General features: G+C 71.6%; 21 protein-coding genes and 2 pseudogenes. 12 read left to right on the top strand and 11 right to left on the bottom strand.

The features are described 5' to 3' along the window. Together ACYVOO_RS19045 and ACYVOO_RS19040 are read left to right on the top strand one after the other, a co-directional pair. A pseudogene (locus tag ACYVOO_RS19045) lies at positions 1 to 236 on the top strand (hypothetical protein); the annotation flags it as partial. Continuing rightward, positions 202 to 585: a helix-turn-helix domain-containing protein gene (locus ACYVOO_RS19040; protein ID WP_461016834.1), complete on the top strand. Its 384-nt coding sequence runs from the start codon at positions 202 to 204 to the stop codon at positions 583 to 585. The pseudogene ACYVOO_RS19045 and the gene ACYVOO_RS19040, both read left to right, overlap by 35 nt. Here ACYVOO_RS19040 and ACYVOO_RS19035 read toward each other — a convergent pair. Together ACYVOO_RS19035 and trhA are read right to left on the bottom strand one after the other, a co-directional pair. Beyond that, on the bottom strand, positions 552 to 1,562 hold the full coding sequence (locus ACYVOO_RS19035; RefSeq protein ID WP_461016833.1) for an aldo/keto reductase: 1,011 nt from the start codon (positions 1,560 to 1,562) through the stop codon (positions 552 to 554). The genes ACYVOO_RS19040 and ACYVOO_RS19035 overlap by 34 nt on opposite strands. Positions 1,563 to 1,725: 163 nt before the next feature. Beyond that, positions 1,726 to 2,550, bottom strand: coding sequence for a PAQR family membrane homeostasis protein TrhA (trhA, locus tag ACYVOO_RS19030; protein ID WP_461016832.1), 825 nt, complete (start codon positions 2,548 to 2,550; stop codon positions 1,726 to 1,728). 274 nt (positions 2,551 to 2,824) lie between these two features. Here trhA and ACYVOO_RS19025 point away from each other — a divergent pair, with 274 nt between their 5' ends. Beyond that, positions 2,825 to 4,699 (top strand): phosphoenolpyruvate carboxykinase (GTP), encoded by a 1,875-nt coding sequence (locus ACYVOO_RS19025; protein WP_461016831.1) that lies wholly within the window; start codon positions 2,825 to 2,827, stop codon positions 4,697 to 4,699. A 129-nt stretch (positions 4,700 to 4,828) separates the two neighbouring features. On the opposite strand, the gene ACYVOO_RS19020 is transcribed toward ACYVOO_RS19025, so the two are convergent. Continuing rightward, positions 4,829 to 5,245 (bottom strand): SCO4983 family protein, encoded by a 417-nt coding sequence (locus ACYVOO_RS19020; RefSeq protein WP_461016830.1) that lies wholly within the window; start codon positions 5,243 to 5,245, stop codon positions 4,829 to 4,831. 152 nt (positions 5,246 to 5,397) lie between these two features. Next, positions 5,398 to 6,609 (bottom strand): pyridoxal phosphate-dependent aminotransferase, encoded by a 1,212-nt coding sequence (locus tag ACYVOO_RS19015; protein ID WP_453347968.1) that lies wholly within the window; start codon positions 6,607 to 6,609, stop codon positions 5,398 to 5,400. A 147-nt stretch (positions 6,610 to 6,756) separates the two neighbouring features. Between ACYVOO_RS19015 and ACYVOO_RS19010 the strand changes: the two genes are divergently transcribed. Further along, complete coding sequence (locus ACYVOO_RS19010) at positions 6,757 to 8,316, top strand: MFS transporter (protein ID WP_461016829.1); 1,560 nt, start codon at positions 6,757 to 6,759, stop codon at positions 8,314 to 8,316. Between the two features lie 5 nt (positions 8,317 to 8,321). After that, positions 8,322 to 9,065 (top strand): TetR/AcrR family transcriptional regulator, encoded by a 744-nt coding sequence (locus ACYVOO_RS19005; RefSeq protein ID WP_461016828.1) that lies wholly within the window; start codon positions 8,322 to 8,324, stop codon positions 9,063 to 9,065. Here ACYVOO_RS19005 and ACYVOO_RS19000 read toward each other — a convergent pair. From ACYVOO_RS19000 to ACYVOO_RS18970, 7 genes and pseudogenes are all read right to left on the bottom strand, one after another. Next, a complete protein-coding gene (locus tag ACYVOO_RS19000) occupies positions 9,007 to 11,085 on the bottom strand; it encodes a thioredoxin domain-containing protein (protein WP_461016827.1) in 2,079 nt (692 codons plus the stop codon). The genes ACYVOO_RS19005 and ACYVOO_RS19000 overlap by 59 nt on opposite strands. A gap of 190 nt (positions 11,086 to 11,275) precedes the next feature. Beyond that, the gene (locus tag ACYVOO_RS18995) at positions 11,276 to 11,791 is read right to left on the bottom strand and encodes a lasso peptide biosynthesis protein (protein ID WP_461016826.1); all 516 of its coding nucleotides are present in this window, start codon (positions 11,789 to 11,791) and stop codon (positions 11,276 to 11,278) included. After that, positions 11,788 to 12,066, bottom strand: coding sequence for a PqqD family protein (locus ACYVOO_RS18990; protein WP_461016825.1), 279 nt, complete (start codon positions 12,064 to 12,066; stop codon positions 11,788 to 11,790). Before ACYVOO_RS18990 ends, ACYVOO_RS18995 begins: the two co-directional genes overlap by 4 nt. Continuing rightward, positions 12,044 to 13,693, bottom strand: coding sequence for an asparagine synthase-related protein (locus ACYVOO_RS18985; RefSeq protein WP_461016824.1), 1,650 nt, complete (start codon positions 13,691 to 13,693; stop codon positions 12,044 to 12,046). The genes ACYVOO_RS18990 and ACYVOO_RS18985 overlap by 23 nt, the downstream gene beginning before the upstream one ends. 172 nt (positions 13,694 to 13,865) lie before the next feature. Next, entirely contained in the window at positions 13,866 to 14,009 is a 144-nt protein-coding gene (locus ACYVOO_RS18980) for a hypothetical protein (RefSeq protein WP_461016823.1), read from the bottom strand. A gap of 198 nt (positions 14,010 to 14,207) precedes the next feature. Then, positions 14,208 to 14,727 (bottom strand): annotated as a pseudogene (locus ACYVOO_RS18975) (ATP-binding cassette domain-containing protein); the annotation flags it as partial. Between the two features lie 101 nt (positions 14,728 to 14,828). Next, complete coding sequence (locus ACYVOO_RS18970) at positions 14,829 to 15,587, bottom strand: IclR family transcriptional regulator (protein WP_461016822.1); 759 nt, start codon at positions 15,585 to 15,587, stop codon at positions 14,829 to 14,831. A 238-nt stretch (positions 15,588 to 15,825) separates the two neighbouring features. Here ACYVOO_RS18970 and ACYVOO_RS18965 point away from each other — a divergent pair, with 238 nt between their 5' ends. From ACYVOO_RS18965 to ACYVOO_RS18935, 7 genes are all read left to right on the top strand, one after another. After that, positions 15,826 to 16,422 carry a VOC family protein gene (locus ACYVOO_RS18965; protein WP_461016821.1) on the top strand — a complete coding sequence of 199 codons (597 nt, stop codon included), beginning with the start codon at positions 15,826 to 15,828 and terminating at the stop codon, positions 16,420 to 16,422. Beyond that, entirely contained in the window at positions 16,419 to 17,402 is a 984-nt protein-coding gene (locus ACYVOO_RS18960; protein WP_461016820.1) for a fumarylacetoacetate hydrolase family protein, read from the top strand. Before ACYVOO_RS18965 ends, ACYVOO_RS18960 begins: the two co-directional genes overlap by 4 nt. After that, positions 17,402 to 18,601, top strand: coding sequence for an alpha/beta hydrolase (locus ACYVOO_RS18955; protein WP_461016819.1), 1,200 nt, complete (start codon positions 17,402 to 17,404; stop codon positions 18,599 to 18,601). The genes ACYVOO_RS18960 and ACYVOO_RS18955 overlap by 1 nt, the downstream gene beginning before the upstream one ends. A 58-nt stretch (positions 18,602 to 18,659) precedes the next feature. Next, a complete protein-coding gene (locus ACYVOO_RS18950; protein WP_461016818.1) occupies positions 18,660 to 19,592 on the top strand; it encodes an NADP-dependent oxidoreductase in 933 nt (310 codons plus the stop codon). Positions 19,593 to 19,626: 34 nt separating this feature from the next. Next, the gene (gene mhpA / locus ACYVOO_RS18945; protein ID WP_461016817.1) at positions 19,627 to 21,147 is read left to right on the top strand and encodes a bifunctional 3-(3-hydroxy-phenyl)propionate/3-hydroxycinnamic acid hydroxylase MhpA; all 1,521 of its coding nucleotides are present in this window, start codon (positions 19,627 to 19,629) and stop codon (positions 21,145 to 21,147) included. 87 nt (positions 21,148 to 21,234) lie between these two features. Further along, a complete protein-coding gene (locus tag ACYVOO_RS18940; RefSeq protein WP_461016816.1) occupies positions 21,235 to 22,038 on the top strand; it encodes an alpha/beta fold hydrolase in 804 nt (267 codons plus the stop codon). 148 nt (positions 22,039 to 22,186) lie between these two features. After that, positions 22,187 to 22,348 (top strand): hypothetical protein, encoded by a 162-nt coding sequence (locus tag ACYVOO_RS18935; RefSeq protein ID WP_461016815.1) that lies wholly within the window; start codon positions 22,187 to 22,189, stop codon positions 22,346 to 22,348. Positions 22,349 to 22,414: the final 66 nt, after the last annotated feature.

Raw genomic sequence — 22,414 nt, 5'->3', positions numbered from 1 at the left:
ACCGGCTCGTCGGGGCGGCCGACGAGGTCCTGGTGATGCCCCACGCGTCGGCGAACCGGCAGGCGTACGAGGCGGCGAACGCCGTGCTGCTGGAACGGGCCGACCGTCTGGTCGCGGTCTGGGACGGACAGCCGCCCTCGGGCGAGGGCGGCGGCACGGCGGACGTGGCGGAGGAAGCGCGCGGGGCCGGGCTGCCGGTGGATGTGGTCTGGCCGGAGGGCGCGACACGCGGTTGACCACGGAGGCCCGATGGATGGGGACGATCGTCGGCGACGCTTCGGTGGGTATCTGGCCGGGCTCCGGCAGGGAACAGGGCTGTCACAGCGGCAACTCGCCGCACGGCTGTGCACGGTCTCCGGTACGCACTCGGTCACCCGGAACGAGGTGTCACGGTGGGAACGGGGCGAGCGCGTTCCGGAGAGCTGGCTGCCATTCCTCGCACGGGCCCTGGGGGTGGGCCCCGCAGACATGGAGCAGGCTGCCGCCTACGCGCGCGGCGACCAGCGGTCGCGCCCGTCTTCCACTCGTCGAAGGCCCGGCGGCAGCCCGGACTACCGGGAGCCCGCCACAGGGCGTGCCTTGTAGAAGGACTCCTCCAAGTAGGCGGCCTCGTGCGGCTGGTAGGGCTCCTCCAGGTAGGCGGCCTCGTCGTCGTCGAGTTCGACGTCCACCGCGGCGACCGCGTCGGCGAGCTGGGCCGGCTTGGTGACCCCGACGATGGGCGAGGTCACCGTCGGGTTGCGCATGACCCAGGCCAGGGCGACCTGGGCCGGGGACAGGCCCCGCTTGCCCGCGATCTCGTGGACGCGTTCGGCCACCGCCTGGTCCCCGTCGCGGTAGAGGATCCTGCCGCCCTCGTCGGTCTCGGCACGCGCCGTGGCGGTGTCCCGGGCCCGCGTCAGCCTGCCCCGTGCCAGCGGGCTCCACGGGATCACGCCGACGCCCTGGTCGGCGCAGAGCGGGAGCATCTCCCGCTCTGCTTCCCGGTGGATGAGGTTGTAGTGGTCCTGCATCGACACGAACCGGGTCCAGCCGTTCAGGTCGGCCAGGTACAGGGCCTTGGTGAACTGCCAGGCGTACATGGAGGAGGCTCCGATGTAGCGGACCTTCCCGGACTTGACCGCGTCGTGCAGCGCCTCGAGGGTTTCCTCGATCGGGGTGTCGTAGTCCCAGCGGTGGATCTGGTACAGGTCGATGTAGTCGGTGCCCAGCCGCTTCAGGGAGGCGTCCAGCTCGGCGAAGATCGCCTTGCGGGACAGCCCGGCGCCGTTGGGGCCGGGGCGCATCCGCATCCACACCTTGGTGGCGAGGACGACCTCCTCGCGCCGGGTGAAGTCCTTGACCGCCTGGCCGACGATCTCCTCGCTGCTTCCGGCGCTGTACCCATTGGCCGTGTCGAGGAAGTTGACGCCGCCCTCAAGGGCCTGCTTGATGATCTCCCGGCCGGCGTCCGCGCCCAGCGACCAGGACTCGCCGCCCCGGTCCGGCTCGCCGAAGCTCATGCAGCCGAGGGCGATGGCGGAGACTTCCAGCCCGGTCGTGCCGAGTTTGATGTATCGCATGCGCCCGAAGCTAGGTATTGGAGTGCGCTCCAGCGCAATACGTCTCGGTCCGGAATTCGGCGGCGTGGGGCCTGTGTGCCGCGCGGGCCCGGCTCCCGAGGGAGCCGGGCCCGGTCCCGCGAGCGCGTCGGAGAACCAGCGCGCAAGCGCCCGTTCAGCCCCGTCAGTGGTGCTGGTAGGCCACCAGGGAGATGCCCACGTAGTGGACGACGAACGCCGCGAGCGTCAGGGAGTGGAAGACCTCGTGGAAGCCGAACCAGCGCGGGGAGGGGTTCGGGCGCTTGATGCCGTAGATGATGCCGCCCGCGCTGTAGAGAAGTCCGCCGACGATGACGCAGACGAGGACCGCGATGCCGCCCTTCTGGAGGAAGTCCGGCAGGAAGAAGACCGCGGCCCAGCCCATCGCGATGTAGCAGGGCGTGTAGAGCCAGCGGGGCGCGCCGACCCAGAAGACGCGGAAGGCGATGCCGAACAGCGCGGCGGCCCAGACCCCCCACAGGAGCAGGTCGCCGCGCCCGTCGGGCAGCAGCAGGATCGTCAGCGGCGTGTAGGTGCCCGCGATGATCAGGAAGATGTTGGCGTGGTCGAGGCGTCGCAGGACGGCGTTGGCCCGCGGGCTCCAGTCGCCACGGTGGTAGAGGGCGCTGATGCCGAAGAGCAGGCACGCGCTGAGCGTGTAGACGGCGCAGGCGATGCGCCCCCGGGTGCTTCCGGCGAGCGCGGTGAGGAATATCCCGGCGATCAGGACCGCGGGGAACATGCCCGCGTGCAGCCAGCCCCGCAGCCGGGGCTTGATGAGCTGCGGAATCGCCGCCGCGGCCGAGCCGACCGAGGCCCCGGCCGACTCGATGGTGGCGGCGGCCGAACCGGCCGGGTGGTGGCCCGGCTCGCCCGCGCTCTGCGCATTCTGCGCGCTCTCCGCACTGTTCGCGCTTGTGGACGTTTCAGGGACGGTCGTCTGCTCCTGCGAGCGGGGCACGGCAGTCATGCGGGCAATCGTACCTACGCGGACCTACGGAACCGTAGGTTACGGCGGTCCTCGGCGGCACCCCCGCGAGTGGCGATGGCCACACCGTTCCCATCTGGACAGAGACGCTCTAGGCTCGGATGATCAAATGAGCAAGGGCGGCACCGGATGAGCATCCCTGAGTTCAGCCACGAACGCATCCGGGTCGTGGCCCCCAAGGGGCGCGCTGAGAGACAAAGGAAAGCGGATATACGTGCAGGTATCCGCTCATAACCCTCAACCGTCTGGAGCGATCGTGGCGCGCAGTTCTGCGGCTCCCACCACTACCTCTGTCCCCACCCGTCACCAGGGACTCATCGCCTGGGTCGACGAGATCGCCGCCCTCACCGAGCCCGACCGGATCGTCTGGTGCGACGGATCCGAGGCCGAGTACGAGCGCCTCAGCGAGGAGCTCGTCGAGAAGGGCACCTTCAGGAAACTCGACCCGATCAAACGCCCGAACTCCTACTACGCCGCCTCCGACCCGACCGACGTCGCCCGCGTGGAGGACCGCACGTTCATCTGCTCCGAGAAGGAGGAGGACGCGGGCCCGACGAACCACTGGAAGGACCCCGCCGAGATGCGGGCCATCTTTACCGGAGAAGGAAACAGCTTCACCGGGGAGGGCGACGGCGCCTCCGGTGAGCGGGGCGTCTTCCGTGGCGCGATGCGCGGCCGGACGATGTACGTCGTCCCGTTCTGCATGGGCCCGCTCGGCTCGCCGCTCTCCGCGCTGGGCGTCGAGATCACCGACTCCGCCTACGTCGCCGTCTCCATGCGCACGATGACCCGCATGGGACAGCCGGTGCTGGACGAGCTGGGCGAGGACGGCTTCTTCGTCAAGGCCGTCCACAGCGTCGGGGCGCCGCTGGCCGACGGCGAGGCCGACGTGCCGTGGCCGTGCAACAGCACGAAGTACATCTCGCACTTCCCCGAGTCCCGCGAGATCTGGTCCTTCGGCTCCGGCTACGGCGGCAACGCGCTGCTGGGCAAGAAGTGCTACGCGCTGCGCATCGCCTCCGTCATGGCACGCGACGAGGGCTGGCTCGCCGAGCACATGCTCATCCTCAAGCTGACCCCGCCGCGCGGCGAGTCCAAGTACGTGGCCGCCGCCTTCCCCTCCGCCTGCGGCAAGACCAACCTCGCCATGCTGGAGCCGACGGTCCCGGGCTGGACGGTCGAGACCATCGGCGACGACATCGCCTGGATGCGGTTCGGCGAGGACGGGCAGCTCTACGCGATCAACCCGGAGGCGGGCTTCTTCGGCGTCGCGCCCGGCACGGGCGAGCACACGAACGCCAACGCCATGAAGACCCTGTGGGGCAACTCGGTCTTCACCAACGTCGCGCTCACGGACGACAACGACGTGTGGTGGGAGGGCATGACGGAGGAGGCGCCCGCGCACCTCACCGACTGGAAGGGCCAGGACTGGACGCCGGAGTCCACCACTCCGGCAGCGCACCCCAACGCCCGCTTCACCGTCCCCGCCGGCCAGTGCCCGATCATCGCGCCCGAGTGGGAGGACCCGCGCGGCGTCCCCATCTCCGCGATCCTCTTCGGCGGACGGCGCGCCTCGGCCGTGCCGCTGGTGACCGAGTCCTTCGACTGGCAGCACGGCGTCTTCCTCGGCGCGAACGTGGCCAGCGAGAAGACGGCGGCGGCCGAGGGCAAGGTCGGCGAACTGCGCCGCGACCCGTTCGCGATGCTGCCCTTCTGCGGCTACAACATGGGCGACTACTTCGCGCACTGGGTCAGCATCGGCAAGAACGCGGCCGACGCCTCGAAGCTGCCGAAGATCTACTACGTCAACTGGTTCAAGAAGAACGAGGCGGGCAAGTTCGTCTGGCCCGGCTTCGGCGAGAACAGCCGCGTACTGAAGTGGATCGTGCAGCGCCTCAACGGCGAGGCGGAGGGCGTGGAGACCCCGATCGGCGTCCTGCCGACGAAGGAGAGCCTGGACACGGAAGGACTCGCGCTCTCCGACGAGGAGCTGGACTTCGTCCTCGCCGTCGACAAGGACGTCTGGCGCGACGAGGCGTCCCTGGTGCCCGAGCACCTCAACACCTTCGGCGACCACACGCCCAAGGAGCTGTGGGACGAGTACCGCGCGCTGGTCGCCCGCCTGGGCTGATCCGCCGCGGCCCGTGACGTGACGTAAGACGAGAGGGGCGGGAGCACCGAGGTGCCCCGCCCCTTTCGCGTGCCCTGACCGGGCCGGGCGGCACGGGGGACCGTCCGGCCCGGTCAGGCCGTCAACCCGTCACGCCGTCGTGGACACGCCCAGCGCGGCGGCGTGGCTCTCCATCCGCGCGGCGGCCAGCTCCATGGCCGCCTCGTCCTCGCGCGAGGTAGCGATCACCAGCGCGTTGCCCGCCAGCATGTGGGCGCGCTGGTGCAGGGCCGCGAGGTGCGCCGCACCGGTGTCGCGCGCGGACGGTGCCGCGCGCAGGGGCTCGCGACCGCGCAGCCGCGCCACCTGCGCCGCGAGCCGGTACGCGGCCTCGTGGAACGAGGCATCCGGCAGGAGCACCCGCAGTTCGTCGGTCACGGTGAGCAGCGCCGTGAGGTGTCCGGCGAGCCGGATGTCCAGCTCCTCCTCGCGCGAGCGCTGCGGAACTTCATGGACGGCGGAGTCGGCCATGGTGTGGACCGACTTGGTGCGGATCGGCTCGTACATGGATCGCCTCCTGAGTCACGGCTTCAGGAAACCATCCTAACTTAGACTCCGTCTAAAGTTGTCCTCGTTCACGAAACGGTTTTCGAAAACGTCCGCCCCGCGCCCGTCCCGTATCCGCGTACGCCCCACTACGGGCGGGTAGCCCGATCGGTTCAGGGCTGACCGTAGCCGTCCAGGAAGGTGCCGATCCGGGTCACGGCGTCCGCCAGCTCCTGCGCGGGGGGAAGGTTGACGATGCGGAAGTGATCGGGCTCCGGCCAGTTGAAACCGGTGCCGTGCACGATCATGATCTTCTCCGAGCGAAGCAGATCGAGCACCATCTCGCGGTCGTCCTTGATCTTGTAGACCTTCGGATCGAGCCGGGGGAAGGCGTAGATGGCCCCCTTCGGCTTCACACAGGAGACCCCCGGAATCTGCGTGAGCAGCTCGTACGCCGTATCGCGCTGCTCCAGCAGACGGCCGCCCGGCAGCACCAGGTCGTTGATCGACTGACGTCCGCCGAGCGCGGCTGCCACCGCGTGCTGCGCGGGCATGTTGGCGCACAGCCGCATGTTCGCGAGGATCGTCAGACCCTCTATATAGCTCTGCGCGTGCGCCTTCGGGCCGCACACGGCCAGCCAGCCGCTGCGGTAGCCCGCGACGCGGTACGCCTTGGAGAGGCCGTTGAAGGTGAGGGTCAGCAGGTCGGGCGCGAGGGTGGCCGTGGGGGTGTGGGTGGCGCCGTCGAAGAGGATCTTGTCGTAGATCTCGTCGGAGCAGACGATCAGGTTGTGGCGCCGGGCGATCTCCGTCAGCCCGCGCAGCACCTCCTCGTCGTACACCGCACCCGTGGGGTTGTTGGGGTTGATGATGACGATCGCCTTGGTGCGGTCGGTCACCTTGCGCTCGACGTCCGCGAGGTCGGGCATCCAGTCCGCCTGCTCGTCGCAGCGGTAGTGCACGGCGGTGCCGCCCGAGAGCGAGACCGAGGCGGTCCACAGGGGGTAGTCGGGCGCGGGGACGAGCACCTCGTCGCCGTCGTCGAGCAGCGCCTGCATGGACATCTGGATCAGCTCGGAGACGCCGTTGCCGAGGTAGATGTCCTCGACGGACAGCTCGATGCCCACCGTCTGGTAGTGCTGCATCACCGCGCGGCGCGCGGAGAGCAGGCCCTTCGCGTCGCCGTAGCCGTGGGCCTCGCCGACGTTGCGGAGCATGTCCTCCAGGATCTCCGGCGGGCACTCGAAGCCGAAGGCCGCCGGATTGCCGGTGTTCAGCTTGAGAATGCGGTGCCCCGCCGCCTCAAGTCGCATCGCCTCCTCAAGAACCGGGCCACGGATCTCGTAGCAGACATTGGCGAGCTTGGTCGATTGGATCACCTGCATATCGCCACCTTACGGGCGCGTATCGCGGGGCGCCTCGTGTTTTGGGTCACCCGGAGCACAGGCCCGGTCACCAGGACGGGAGAGCATATTGACGCCGCCTCCTTTTTGAGAGTTACTGTCATTTGACTCTCACTGTTGGAGGACGTCATGACCCGGCACCCCGCCCGCCGCCGCTGGTGGGCCCTCGCGGCCCTCGGCTCCAGCATGCTCGTCCTCGGCTTCGACCTGACGATCCTCAACGTCGCCCTGCCCCACATGGCGGGCCAGCTCGGCGCCGACACGGGCGAGTTGCAGTGGATCGTGGACGCGTACGTCGTCGTCTTCGCCGCCACCATGCTTCCGGCCGGGCTGCTGGGAGACCGCTTCGGGCGGCGCCGGATGCTCCTCGCCGGGTTCGCCGTCTTCCTCGCCGGCTCGCTGGCGGGCACCCTCGCCGACAGCGCGGCGCAGGTCATCGCGGCCCGCGCGGGCATGGGCCTGGGCGCGGCCCTGATGACGCCGCTCGCGCTCTCCGTGCTGCCCTCCCTCTTCGAGGACGAGCGGGAGCGCACCAAGGCCATCGGCGTCATCACCGCGGCCGTCGCGGGCGGGATGCCGCTCGGGCCGATCATCGGAGGCTGGCTGCTGGAGCACTTCTGGTGGGGCTCGGTCTTCCTGGTCAACGTGCCGCTCGCGGTCGTCGGCATCGCCGCCTGCGCCCTGCTGCTCCCCGAGACCCGCGACCCGTCCGCGCCGCGCGTCGGCGTACTCAGCTCCGTGCTGGGCGTCACGGGCCTCGCGGCGCTCGTCTCCGGCATCATCGAGGGACCGGAACGGGGCTGGGGCGACCCGCTGGTGACCGGCGCCTTCGCCGCCTCCGCCGTACTGCTCGCCGGGCTCGCCCTGCTGGAGCGGCGCGCGACGCACCCGCTGCTCGACCTCGGCCTCCTCGCCCACCCCGGGTTCCGCTGGAACGCCGTCGCGGCCACGCTGGGCACGTTCGTCCTCGCGGGCCAGCTCTTCATCCTCCCCCAGTACCTCCAGGCCGTCCTGGGCTACGACGCCTTCGGCACGGGCCTGCGCCTGCTGCCCCTGATGGCGGGCATCGTGGTCGCCGCGCGGGGCGCTGGTCCCCTCGCCGCGCGTTACGGGGCACGTCCCGTGGTCAGCGGCGGGCTCGTGGTGCTCGCGTTCGCGGCCTTCCTCGGCGCCCGCACGGACGTGTCCGACGGCTACGCGCTGACGGCGGCCTGGCTGACCGTCACGGGCGCGGGCGTCGGCTTCGCGATGGTGCCCGCCATGGACGCGGCGCTGGCCGCACTGCCCCGGGACCGCGCGGGCAGCGGCTCCGGGCTGCTGATGACGGTCCGGCAGACGGGCACGGCGCTCGGGGTCGCGCTGCTGGGCAGCCTGCTGTCCGGCACGTACCGGAGCGGGCTGGACACGGGCGGACTGCCGGGCCCCGCGGCCGAGGCAGCGGGCGACTCGGTGATCGCCGCGCACCTCGTCGCCGACCGGCTGGCGCTCCCGTCCCTGCGCGCCTCGGCCGACGCCGCCTTCGTGGAGGGGATGGGCCAGGTCCTCGCGGTGTGCGGGTTCGCCGCGCTCGCCGCGGCGCTGCTGACGGGGACGCTGCTGCCCAACCGGAGGCAGGGCGCACCGGCGGAAGGCACCGGCACACGGGGCGACGCGGACATGGCCCGGTCGCCCGGTGATGCCCGACAATGAGATCCATGGCCCCCGCACGCACCAAGACCCCTCCGCCCGCGCCCAAGCTGGGACTCCGGGAGCGGAAGAAGATCCGGACCCGACAGGCGATCCGCATGACCGCGTACCGGCTCTTCGCCGAGCAGGGGTACGACGCGACACCCGTCGACCAGATCGCGGAGGAGGCGGAGGTCTCCCCCAGCACCGTCTTCCGCTACTTCCCGACGAAGGAAGACATCGTCCTCACCGACGAGTACGACCCGCTGATGGAGCAGGCACTCAAGGACCGCCCCGCCGACGAACCGCCCATCATCGCCCTCCGCCACGCGATCATGGAGGTGCTGGAGCAGGCGTACGAGGTGGAGCCCGCCGAGACGTACCAGCGCATCCGGCTCGCCTGCGAGGTCCCCGCCATCCGCGCCCGGATGACGGAGAGCGCGGGCACCACGAGCCGCTTCGTGGCCCGCGCCCTCTCCGAGCGCACGGGACGGCCGCTGGAGGACCTGGAACTGCGCGTCTACACCGGGGCCGTGCTCGGCGGCCTCACCGAGGCGATGCTCTACTACGGCGAGTACGGCGCCGAGGAGGACCTGGTGGAGGTCGTGCGGCGCTCCCTCGACGTGCTGGAGCGGGGCCTCAGTTCGTCGGCGTCCGGCCCTGCGGCGTCCGGCTCCTCGGCGGCCGGTTCCTCGGCGGCCCCGGGCGGCGCGGCTAGCTCCGCAGCGTCTGCTGGAGGATCCGCGGGTCGGCCGTCGGCGCGTCGCATGTGAAGTTCCGGCACACGTAGGCGGCCGGGCGCCCTTCCAGCAGGGGCCGGTCCCGCAGCAGCGGAACGCCCGCTCCCGTGCCCGTACCCGTGTCCGTGGTCCCGGTCGGCTCGCCCGTCGCGACGACCACGCCGGGCGCGGTCGACAGCAGCGCGACGCGGTGCAGTCCCGCGGTGGCCGGGTCGTCCGCGTGCCCGACGACGGCGACCTCGCGGGGCCCGTCCAGCGCCGCCTCGCCCGCCGCGAGCCCCCAGCCGATGAAGCGCGGAGCGCGTCCGGCGAGCGCGCGCACGATGCCGAGCGCCCGCTCGGCGGCGTCGCGGTGCGGGGCGCTGCCGGTGTACGCGGCATAGGTGAGCAGCGCGTTCGCGGCGGCGGTCCAGCCGGACGGGGTCGCGTTGTCGGTGGGGTCCTGCGGGCGGCGGATGAGCGCTTCCGCGTCGTCGGCCGTGTCGTAGAGGGTGCCGTCGGGCGCGGTGAAGTGGGCGAGCACCCCGTCCAGCAGCTTCCCGGCCCGCTCCAGCCACGGGGCCTCGCCCGTGACCGCGTACAGCGTGAGATAGCCCTCCGCGACGTCCGCGTAGTCCTCCAGTACGCCCGCGCTGGGGCCGACGGCGCCGTCGCGCGAGGTGCGCAGGACACGGCCGTCCTCGCGGGTGTGCAGCGTGGCCAGCAGCTCGGCGGCGCGGGACGCGGCCTCGACCAGGTCGGGCCGCTCGAAGAACGCGCCGGTCTCGGCGAGCGCGGCGACGGCCAGCCCGTTCCAGGCCGCGACGACCTTCTCGTCCCGCTCCGGGTACGGGCGCGCGGCGCGCGCCGCCAGCAGCCGCTCGCGCACCGAGGCCACGCGCGAGGCGTCGGCCAGCCCCTCGCCGTCCTCCGTGTCGGGGAGCTGGAGCACCGAGGCGCCCTCCTCGAAGGTGCCCTCGTCCGTCACGCCGAAGTACGCGGCGGCGAAGGCGGCGTCCTCCTCGCCGAGCGCCTCGGCGAGCTGGGCTGGGGTCCACACGTAGTAGGCGCCCTCCTTCTTGTGCGCGGTGCCGTCGGCGCCGGGAGCGGCTTCGGCGCTGTCGGCGTCCAGGGCCGAGGCGAACCCGCCCTGTGCGGTGCCCAGTTCACGGACCATGAAGTCGGCGGTCTCCAGCGCGACGCGGCGCGCGAGGTCGGAGCCCGTGGCACGCCAGACGTGCGCGTACAGGCGGCACAGCAGCGCGTTGTCGTAGAGCATCTTCTCGAAGTGCGGAACCACCCACTCCGCGTCCACGGAGTAGCGCGCGAACCCGCCGCCGAGCTGGTCGTAGATGCCGCCGCGCGCCATCGCCTCGCAGGTCGCCAGCACCATCTGGAGCGCGCCGTCCGAGCCGGTGCGCGCGTGGTGCCGCAGCAGGAACTCCAGCGCCATGGACGGCGGGAACTTCGGCGCCCCGCCGAACCCGCCCCGTACGGCGTCGAACTCGCGCGTCAGCCCGAGCAGCGCCGAGCCCATCTCCTCCGCGCCGGGCGGACGCGGCGCGTCGTACTGGATGCCGCGCCCCGCCAGGTCCCGCGCGATGCGCGTGGCCACGTCGGCGACCTCGTCCCTGCGGTCCGCCCACGCGGCCCGCACGCCCTCCAGGACCTGCGGGAAGGAGGGCATGCTGTGCCGGGGCTCGGGCGGGAAGTAGGTGCCGAAGTAGAACGGCTCGGCCTCGGGCGTCAGAAACACGGTCATGGGCCAGCCGCCCTGCCCGGTGGCCGCCTGGACGGCCTCCATGTAGACGGCGTCGACGTCGGGACGCTCCTCGCGGTCCACCTTGACGGAGACGAAGTGCGCGTTGAGGAAGTCGGCGGTCGCCTGGTCCTCGAAGCTCTCGTGTGCCATGACGTGACACCAGTGACACGCCGAATACCCGACGCTCAGCAGCACGGGCACCCCCCGCCGCCGCGCCTCCTCGAACGCCTCCGGCGACCAGGGCCACCAGTCGACGGGGTTGTCGGCGTGCTGGAGCAGGTAGGGGGACTGCGAGCTGGCCAGGCGGTTCATATCCGCATCGTCGCACGGGCCGAACCCTCCGGCCCAGCTTGCCGGGGTGGCCCAGGCGTCGTCGTGCGGTCCGGCGTCAGGGCACTCAGGGCACTCGGCATGCTACGGAGCCACCGCGCGGTGAAGGACCGCGTTGTCGTCGAACCGCTGTCAGCTCACGTCCTCCCGGGGCATGGCCTCGCCCCTCGGGTCACGCTGCCGGCCCGGACGCCTCCGAGGCGACGCGTTGCAGGACGGTGTAACCGAGCTGGACGTCGGGGTTGTCGTTGAGCACGGTGCCGTACAGCTCGGTCCAGGAGTGGAAGCTGTTCTTCGGCATGGCCACGGTGCGCAGGCGGGCGATGGTCACCTGGGCGGGCAGTCCGAGCGCGGACAGATGGGTGGCCAGGGCGAGGGACCGCGGCAGGCAGAGACCGTCGGGGAGCAGCGCGCGGTGGACCAGTTGGGAGGCGAAGACCTCCCTGCGGGCAAGCCGGAGCGCGGTACCGGCCGGCAGAGCGGCCAGCGCCGCCGCCCCGGGACCGGGGCGCAGGTGCCGCAGATACGGGTGCGCCCCCGCCCAGCCGCGTCGGCGGTACAGCCATAGTGCGCGGGCGGTGTGCGCGAGGGCGTAGGCGCGCAACGGGACGGGGACGCGTGGCGGAGCGGTGGCGGGGTCGAGGTCGGTGAGGAAGAACTCCCAGTCCGGCGTGGTGGCGGCGCTCATCGCGTGTCCTGGTGTGCGGCGGCCAGCAGCGCGCGGTCGCGGAGTTGGCCGGTGAGCTTGGCGAGTCCGGACTCCAGGGTCTGGTCCGTGGCGTCGATCTGCTCGCGCAGGCAGCCGACGGCATCCTCCACGGTGTCGCTCCGCAGTGCGGCCCTGAGCATGAGGGTGGCGGTCGAGTTCAGCGTCAGATAGACGCCGTGCCGGGTGTCGAGGATGACGCCCGCGTCGTCGGTGTCGTCGAAGACGGCGTGTTCAGCCAGTCGCACGAGGGACATCGCAAGACCCCTTCCGCGTGGCGGAGGTCCGCCGCGCGTCGCCGCGCAGGAACAGCTCGGTCATGGCGGCGCACATCAACTGTTCGGCGTTCCGTCGCAGGCTCGCCGGTTCGGCCAGCACGCCCGCGAGCCGCTGCGGATCGACGATGCCCATCCGGACGAGGTGCGCATCCGGGCGGCCGATGAGGCCTGCGAGGGTCCGGCTGTGGTGAAGGACGTAGTCCTTGTGGGGCGAGTCGAGCCACAGCCGTCCGTAGCGGCGCCAGATCCTCTCGGGGAGCCGGGTGGACAGGAGCAGCCGCAGCACCGGTTTGGTGATCAGCCTCCCCTGATAGGGCAGGAGCCGGTAGGCGTTCGGCATGCGGGCGGCGAAGCGCTTGAGGTCCTTGGAGCCCAGGGGGTTGCAGAGCTGGATGCCCCGTGGCCGCCAGACGGTCAGCTCCACACAGTGGTCCCGGGCCGCGTACTCGTCGTCGAACCGGTCGTCCGGCACGCCGGGCCGCGGCGTGAGGAAGTCGGTGGCCCGCGCGTTGTCCCCGGTCGGCACGAGGTCGTCCAGGACCGAGGAGGACGGCAGGGCGCTGCGGAGGACGCGGGAGAGCTCGAAGCGTGAGCACAGCAGACCCCGGCACAGCGCCGTCTTCTCCCGCGGGCGGAGATCGCCGCGCAGGACGTCGTGCAGCCCGTAGCGCGTGGGGCCGAAGACCATGTCACCGTCGCGGCCCCAGGTCAGAAAGGTGATTCCGTCGCGCTCGATACGGTCGGCGATCTGCTCCACCCACCGGAAGGCGATGTTGTTGAAGGGGTGGGGGAACTCCCATTTCTCGTTCAGATAGCCCTCGTCGCGGTCCATCATGACCGGCACGAAGGGGACGCCCAGGTGCTCACAGATCTCCCGTGCGTAGCCGGACTCGTCCGCGAGGGGGTCGTCGGTGGCCTGGTGGTAGGCGACCACGTCGGCGCCGGACTCCACCAGCGCCGTGAGGACGGCGCCGGAGTCGAGGCCGCCGCTGAGGAGGATGCCGATCCGGCCGCGGGCGGCGTAGGGGCGCACAGCGCGCAGGATCAAGTCGTAGGCGATCTCGGCGTATTCCGGCATGGAGGTGTGCCGGGGCAGGTCCAGCGGCACGATGGGGTCGTACTCCACGACGGTCGCGCGGTCCCGGTCGACGACCACGATCTGGCCGGGCAGAACCGGCGTGAGGTCGCGGTAGACGAACACCTCGTCGCCACGGCACGAGCGCCAGATCGCCTCGTGGCCGAACTCGCCCGGGCCGTCGAGCAGATCGGTGGGGTCGGTGGACCACCGCAGCAGCGCACCGTCCCTGCGGTAGAGCAGGCCTTCGCGGCTGGTGGCGCTCCGGAAGAGAAAGACCTTGTGCTCCGTCACCAGGCAGCCCGCCAGTTCCCCCGGCAGCCGTGCCAGCTCCGCGTAGCGCCCCTCCTTGAGGGCGGAGGCGATCCGCCGCGCCCAGTCCGTCGTCACCGGGCCCGTGACGACCCCTGACAGCAGCAGCCGCTCCCCGTCCCCGGGGGCCGGTATCTCTGCGGCGTCCGGTGCCTGCCACTGCACCGCGAGACGGCCCGCCCCGGACGGTGCCGGGCGCTGCCCGAATGACGCACTCATGAAGGAAAAACCGGAGTCGGCCTCACCGAAACGCACCCGGCCCAGGCAGCCCGTGTAGTCCCCGACCAGAACAGACCCCGTGCCGGCCACCAGGCGCTCCCCTCCACGCGAAACCAGCCGTCCAGCGCAGCGGCGCCCTCCCCGGGCAGGCATGCCCGGGGAGGGATCGGACTCACAGCAGCGTGCGGTGTGTCGGGTTGTCGGGGAGGAGGATGCTGCCGTGGGCCGTCAGTTCCTCGACCGTGCCGAGTTCCTCGACTTCGGGCTCTACGTAGACCCGCTTCACGGTCACTTCCTTGCCGGTATCACATTCCATGATCATCTCCCTGCTGGTCGCTAGGGTGTCGTCCGGCTCTCCCATCGTGGCGCGCCGCGCCCGGCACCCGCTACGCAACGGGCGCCCAGGCGCGGAACTTCCTGAAACACTCGCCACGGCCCGAGGCGGACCGGGGGTTCAGGGAGCCGGTACACGTCGCCCGGGGAGTGGGGGCGCGGCTGGGACGCGCGGGGTGGATCAGCCGGCCGCGAGGAACCGGGTGGCTGCCGGCTCCCCGTAGAGCGGGTCCGCTTCGACGACTTCCGCGTGCGTTCCCACGGCCCTGACCTGTCCCGCGTCCATGACCACGATGCGGTCGGCCATGGTCACGGTGGACAGCCGGTGCGCCACCACGAGGACGGTGGTGGCGCGCGCCTCCTCCACTACGGCGTCGCGCAGCGCGGCCTCGTCGGCCTTTGTCCGGTTGTGAGGTGGCCTCGTCCAACAGCAGTAGCCGGGGGCGACGCGGCAACGCACGGGCGAGGACCACGCGTTGGCGTTCGCCTCCGGAAAGACTCGTACCGCGGTGGCCGGCGCGGGTGTCCAGGCCAGGCGCGCGGCGCGCAGCGCCTGCCCGGGGTACCGCTCGTCGGCGTGCGGAGCGCCGGTCAGAAGATCCTCGCGCAGGCTGGCGGACAGTACCGGGGGCGTCCTGTCCGACGTAGCCGATGGCGGCACGGAGCTGCGCGACCGGCCAGTCCCGGACGTGCCAGACGTCCAGCAGGCGGAGGCCCGCCCGCCGCGTGGATCGCGTGGATCGCGTGGATCGCGGGGCGGACGGCCGCGATGTCCCCGCGGGCGGGACTTCGAGGACGCGCCCTAACCGAGCCGCGTGCCCAGTTCCGTGGCGGCGGCGGTGACAGTGGCGCTGAGGAGGTCGAGCCGCGCGTCGACCCGCCTCGCCGGGCCGGATACGGACAGCGCGCCGCAGGCCACGCCCTGCCGGTTCCGTACCGTCGCGGCCACCGCGCAGAGGTCCCGTTCGCTCTCCTCCATGTTGGTGGCGTAGCCGGTCTCCCGCACCTTCTCCAGCTCGGCCTCCAGCGCCCGGCGTGTGCTCACCGCGTGCTCGGTTCCGCCGCGCAGCCGCGCGCCCGGATAGCGACGCCGCAGCTCTTCGCGGGGAAGCTCGGCGAGCAGGGCCTTTCCGGCGGCGGACGCGTGCGCCGGGCCCCGCTGCCCGGTACGCAGCCCGGCGCGGATCACCTGCTGGCTCTCCGCGCCTTCGATGAAGACGGTCTCCGTGCCTTCCAGCACGAGCAGATGCGCGGTCTCGGAGGTGTCCTCGACGAGCTTTTCCAGCAGGAGACGCGCTTCGTCGCGGAGGGAGACCGCCCCCATCACGGCGATGCCGAGCCTGGCCAGGGCCGGTCCGGGCCCGTAGCCCTTGGTCCCGGCGTCCTGGCGGAGCAGGTCGCGGGCCTGGAGGGTGGTCAGCATCCGATGAGCGGTCGATCTGGCCACCCCCAGCTCGGCCGACACGTCGGCGACTCGCAACGACGGCCTGTCCACCAGCATCAGCAGGATCCGCGCCGCGTTGTCGATCGATTCCACCGGGTAGGCCGCCGACACCGCCACACCCCCTCCATCTCGCCGTCGCCACTGCGGCTGTTCTGGTGATTGAACCGCATTTCGCCAGCCAGAATAACCGCACTCCTCCTCGACGTCCCGGCGGACCCCGCGAATCGGTCCGCAGTGTTCTGCTGAGCAGAGCAGCTGCTGCTCAGCGGAACAGATCTCCATTGACGCGCTACCGGAGCCGGGCTACCGTACAGAACATGATCTGCCCAGCAGAACACTCTCCAGGAGGAGCGGCGTGACGACTCCGACGCTTACGCCGTCCATCGCGGAACTCGGCCATGTGGGCCTGCGCTGTCACGACGTGAGCAGGCAACTCGCCTTCTACACCGAAGTCCTCGGGCTGACGGTCACCGACCACGACGAACGGCTCGGCATCTGGTTCCTGTCCGCCCGGCCGGACACCGAGCATCACGAGCTGCTCCTGGCCGAGGGCCGGGACGCGCCGGTCGGCAGCAGGCTCATCCAGCAGGTTTCGTTCCGGTGCGCACGCTTCGAGGACGTCCTCGGCTTCCACCGGCGCTTCCGGGAGCACGACGTCCGGCTCGACATGATCGTCTCGCACGGCAACGCCGTCGGCGTCTACTTCTACGACCCGGAGGGCAACCGGTGCGAGGTCTACTGGCGGACCGGGCTCGTGGCACGGCAGCCCTTCGTCGAGCACATCGACATCGAGACGGACCCCGAGAAGCTGCTGGACGCCATCCGGGCTTCGGTCGAGCGCCACGGCGCGACGGGTTTCACCGAGGAGAGCTATCGCGCCTGGACGCGCGAACAAGCGGTGGCAGCCGATGTGGCAGCCGATGGTGCGACGGCCAAGGAGGTGGGGCGGTGAAGTTCGTTCGCTACGCGGACGGCACGTCCTCACGCGTCGGCGTGGTGGACGGTGACCTGGTCCGGGCCGTCGACGGCCTGGCGGACCTGCTGCCTCTCATCGAGGCCGGCGACGCCGAGCTGCTCGCCGCCGGACGGACCGCGCTGCGGAGCGGTGCGACGGTGCCGCTTCCGGACATCGTCCCCCTGTCGCCGATCGCGACGCCGCCGACCGTCCGCGACTTCTACGCCTTCGAACAGCATGTCCGCGCTGGGCGCGCCTGGCGGGGCCTCGACATGGAACCGGACTGGTACGAGCTGCCCGTCTTCTACTTCTCCAGCCCCTACGCGGTGACGGGCTGCGGGCCGGTGCCGATGACGCCGGGTGCGGAGCGTTTCGACTTCGAGCTGGAGGTCGCCGCGGTGGTGGGGCGCGGCGGCCGGGACCTGACCGCCAAGGACGCCGAGCACGCCATCGCCGGTTACTGCGTGCTCAACGACTGGAGCGGCCGGGACGTTCAGCAGCGCGAGATGAAGCTGTCGCTGGGGCCGGTGAAGGGCAAGGACACCGCGACGAGCCTCGGCCCGTACTTCGTGACCCCGGACGAGATCGCCGACCGTCGCGAGGGCAACGGATTCCGTCTCGAAATGACCTGCACGGTCAACGGTGTCCCCTATTCCCGCGCCCTGTGGTCGGACATCCACTGGTCGTTCGGCGAGATGATCGCCTACGCCTCGCGCGGCGCCGAAGTGCGGCCCGGCGATGTGATCGGCTCCGGCACCTGCGGCACCGGCTGCGTCCTGGAGCTCTCCCGCACGCACGGCTCGGCGGCCTACCCCTGGCTGCGGCCGGGCGACGAGGTCGTCGCGGCGGTCGAAGGTCTCGGCGAGCTGCGCAACACCGTCACCGAGGCGGCACCGGTCGTTCCGTTGCGGACCCCGGGCGCGACGGGGCAGGAGGACGGGACACGGCCGCGGTCCACCGACGGAGTCGGGCACTGATGGACGCTCCCGTACCGGCACAGGACCCGGCCAGATCGGCGAAGGCCCCGGCCGTACCGGCACAGGACCCGGCCAGATCGGCGAAGGCCCCGGCCGAATCGGCACAGGACCCGGCCAGTTCAGCGGAGGACCCGGCCAAGCTCCGGGCCGCGTTGCTGCGTGCCATGCCGCTCTCCCGCATGCTCGATTACGGCATGGACCACGCGGACGCCGTCCACCTGGCGCATGCGGACGTCTCCGAACCGTGGCACGAGGTCGCGACCCGCCTGGCCGAGGCGCAGTCGGCCCGCGCGGAGGCTGCCGCCGACCGCGGGGACACCGAGACCGCGGTCGCGTGCTATCGCCGGGCAACGGCCTCCCTGGTCTTCGCGCAGATGGCCTTCAACACCGACCACCCGGCCAAACGCGCGCTCTACGCCCGGCTCATCCGGGCCTACGAGGCCGCGGCCGAGCTGGACACCGAGTTCCGCGTGGAACGGCTGTCGGTCCCGTTCCGGCAGAGCCACTGCACGGCCTGGTTCGTGAGCCGTTCCGGCGCTCGCCCCGGCGCTCGCCCCGCCCCCGCCGTGGTCATCGTCGGCGGGCAGAGCGGCTGGGGCCCGGCCTTCCACCGGCAGGCCGAAGCCCTGGCCAGGCGGGGCCTGTCCGCCGTCCTGTTCGAGGCGCCGGGCCAGGGCGATACGCGCATGACCGGCGGACTCCACCTCGACGGGCACGTCGACGGGGCCTTCAGTGCAGCGCTCGACGCGGTGCGTGCCCGTACCGGCTGCGACGGCCCGTACGGGGTGTGGGGAAACAGCTTCGGCGGACTGCTCGCCGCCCGTGCCGCCGTGCGCAACAGCCGTTTCGGCGCGTGCTGCGTCAACGGGGCCGGTGCGAGGCCGGAGCCGCTGCCGTTCCGTACCGCACGCGAACAGTCGCGGGCGCTCCTGGGCGTCGAGACCGACGACGAGGCCGCGGCCGTCCTCCGCACCCTGTGGCTCGACCCGGCGGCCGACCGCACGAGCGCCGCGATGCTCGTGCTGCACGGCGGCAACGACCCGCTGGTCAGCCTCGCCCAGCAGAAGGTGTTCCTCGGCCTGTCGGCGCACTCCGCCCTGCGGGTCTGGGACGACGGCGACCACACCATGTACAACCACTCGGCCGAGCGCACGGAGTACGTCTGCGACTGGTTCCGTGCCCGGCTCCGCCGTGGATGACCCGGAAAATCCCCCCAGCCCCCCATTCCGCACAGCTCACAGAACCACTGAGGAAATCATGAAAGCAATCACGATCCGGCATTACGGCGACGCGGAAGCGCTGGAGCTGACCGAGCGGCCGACGCCGGAGGTCGCGCCCGGGGAATTCCTGGTCCGGGTCAAGGCAGCCGGAGTGAACCCGGCCGACGAGAAGATCGCCATCGGCAATCTCGACGGCATCATGGTGACCCACTTCCCCCTCATCCCGGGCTTCGAGATGTCCGGTGTCATCGAGGCCCGCGGCTTCGGCGCCACCGAGTTCGAGATCGGCGACGAGGTGATCGGGTTTGTACTCAAGGACTGGGCGCAGAACGGCACCTACGCCGAACTGGTCTCGGCCCCGGCCCGCACGCTGGCACGCAAGCCGCCGTCCTGGGACTGGCCGCACGCGGCATGCCTGCCGCTGAACGGGCTGACGGCTCACCAGGCCATCAAGCGCGTCGGCGTCGGCGAGGGCGACACCGTCCTGATCCACGGGGCTTCGGGCGGCGTCGGCACGCTCGCCGTGCAGCTCGCCGCCGTCCGGGGCGCCCACGTCATCGGCACCGCCGGTGAGCGCAACCACGACTACCTGCGTGAACTCGGCGCCACACCGGTCGCCTACGGAGAAGGACTGGCCGACCGGGTGCGCCGCCTCGCGCCGGAGGGCGTCGACGCGGCGCTCGACTTCTACGGCGGGGACGCGGTGGCCGTCTCGCGGAAGGTCCTGAAGGACCCCGCGCGGGTCGCCTCCGTGGCCGACATCACCGCTCCCGAACAGGGCGGCCAACTGGTGTGGGCACGCGCGAACGCCGACGAACTGACGGAGGTGGCCGCGCTCGCCGAGTCCGGGCGGCTGTCCGTCCCCGTGCACCGCTCCTTCCCGCTGGAGCGGGCCGCCGACGCCTGGCGGACGCTCCACGACGACAGCCGCGCCCGCGGCCGGATCGTCCTGGACATCGACGCCGCCTGAGGCGCTCTCCGGCGCAATCGAAGGGTTGGGACACATGAAGCTTGCCGATGCCGTGGACGCGGATGTCCTCATCGTCGGGTACGGCCCGGTCGGTCAGACCCTGGCTGCTCTCCTGGGTGCGTCGGGGCACCGCGTGCTGGTGTGCGAACGGCGGGCCGGGCACTACGAGACGCCACGGGCCGGACACTTCGACCACGAGATCATGCGCGTCTTCCAGTCCTTGGGAATCGCCGACGAGGTACGGCGCATCGCCGAGCCGGCTCGCGCGTATGAATTCCTCGATCCCGACGGAAGCGTGCTCTCCCGGCTGCCGAGGGAATGGGCCGCGCCCTCCGGGTGGGACGCGTCGTACCACTTCTACCAGCCGGAACTCGAAGAGGTCCTGGACGCGGCGGTCCGCGGAGCGTCCACGGTGGACGTGCGTTTCGGAGCGGAGCTGGCCCGCCTGCGCCAGGGGGACGGCCACGTGGTGGCGACGCTGGCGGACGGCGGCGAGGTCACGGCGCGCCATGTGGTCGGCGCTGACGGCGCCAACAGCGCGGTACGCACGCTCTGCGGCATTCCGACGGAGGACCTCGGCTTCCGGGGTGACTGGCTGGTCGTCGACGTCCGGCCCCGGCCAGGCGCCCCGGCCCTGGACATCCCGGACACCGGCCAGGTGCTCGACCCCGCGAGGCCGAACCACATGGGCCGGGTGGCCCAGCGGTACTTCCGCTGGGAGTTCATGCTCGTCGACGGCGACGATCCCGCCGAGATGGTGAAGCCGGAACGCGTCTGGGAGCTGCTCGGGCCGTGGATCGGCCCGCGGGAGGGGGAGCTGATCCGGCAGACCGTCTACCAGTTCAGGGCCCTCGTGGCCGATACGTTCCGCCACCGCTCCGTCCTGCTCGCCGGTGACGCCGCGCACGTCATGCCGCCGTTCCTCGGACAGGGCATGAGCTCCGGTATCCGGGACGCCGCGACCCTCGGCTGGATGCTCGACCTCGTGCTGACCGGCGCCGCCGACCCGAAGCTGCTGGACCTGTACACGCTCTCGCGGAGGCCGCAGGTCATCGACTACATCGAGGAGTCGGTGCGGGTAGGGACCGTCGTCTGCGAGACCGACCCCGTGCGTGCGGCGCGACGTCGTGACGAGATGCGGTCGGCGACGGAACTTCCGCCGCCGTTCGAGCCGCCCGTCGGCGCGGGCTTCCGGGACGGGCAGCCGCTGGCCGGTCGCCTGGCCGTACAGCCCCTTCTGCGGACGGGCGGCGGGAAGACCGAGCGGTCCGACGACGTGCTCGGCCGCGGGTTCACCCTGTCCAGCGTGGTCGAACCGGACGCGGCGACGGCAGCGGCCATCGCGGACCTGGAGCGCGCGATCGGGCTGCGGTCCGTCGTGGTCGGCGCCGAGGGGGTCCAGGAAGAGGGCGGGGCGCTGCGCGACTGGCTCACGGAGTCCGGCGCCGTGGCCGTGCTGGTCCGCCCGGACTTCTACGTCTACGGCACCGCTGCCGGGCTCCCCGAGGTGGTGGATCTGCTCGCCTCACTGCGCGCGAGCCTGTCGCTGCGGTAGCGGCGTGACGCCCGCTCGCGATACCCGCTCGCGCGGCGCCCGACGACGGATGACAGCCCCGGATGACGTCACACACGGAGGAATCCCATGCCGAGGACGGACAACGGTATCCACTACGAGGAGCGGGGAGACGGGCCGGTCCCGATCGTTCTGCTGCCCGGACTCGGGTGCTCGCTCCAGTGCTGGTCCGGGGTGGCACCCCTGCTCGACGGCCATCGCCTCGTGCTCATGGACCTGCCGGGCCACGCGGGCTCCCGCCACGCGCCCGCCGACGGATCGAGCCTCGCGCGGATCGCCGCAACGGTGACCGACGCCTGCGACGAGCTGGGCCTCGAACGCTTCGCCCTCGCCGGTCTCTCCTTCGGCGGCGCGCTCAGCGTGCGGATCGCGCTCGACCGGCCCGGACAGGTGCTCGCGGCCATGGCGCTCATGCCGTGGAACGCGGGCGGTACGGAGGCGGGCGATCCCGTCATCGAGCGGTTCTACGGGTCCTTCCGTGACGTCGAAGCCATCACGGAGGCCGTCGGGGCCATCTCGCTGGACCCGAGCAGGACGACCGACGTCGTGCGCACGATGACGGAAGCCGTCACGGAGCGGTTCTGGCGAAGCTGGCTCGGACCCGGTGGCGGTGCTTACACGAGCATGTACGGGGAACTGTCCGGGATCGCCGTGCCGACGTGCTACGTCATCGGCGGCAGAGACACCATCGCCCCGCAGAACAAGTTGATCGCCGACGTCCGCGCGATGCCCGGGGGCCGGCTGGTCTTCCTGTCGGACGCGGGGCATCTCGCCCCGTACGAGTCCCCGGAGCTGGTCGCCCGGGAGATCCGCGAGTTCCTCGGCCGCTACGCGAACACCTCGCCCGACGGCGCACCGGCCGTACTCCCCTGAGCGGGTACGCGGCCGACGTGAGCGTGGGGGACGGGCGGGCCCGGCGGCGCGCGGCCCGTACGCCCACATGGAGGCACCGAAGTGCCCCGACTTGCCCCTGATTGCCTATAAATAACAACAACGCACATTCGCGCCCCGAGGAGGAGCAATGCCGTACGGATCGATCACGGGACCTGGGGGCACGCTCGCGGCGACAGGGCTGGCGACGGGCCAGATGTGGCTGGTGGTCCTCAGCGTTGTCGCCGTGCTGGCCGGTGTGGTGCTGACCAGGGCCTCGTTCCGGCGCGGCAAAGGCCCGCTGGAGCGGTGACCGGCACCTCGGAAGGCTCTGCGAGAGCGGTTTCCGCGGGGCGGCGGTGTGTACCGAAGCGGTGGC

The organism is Streptomyces daliensis, assembly GCF_054782395.1.
Note: the sequence above shows the minus strand (reverse complement) of the source record. Positions and strands in the feature narration are given on the sequence as shown.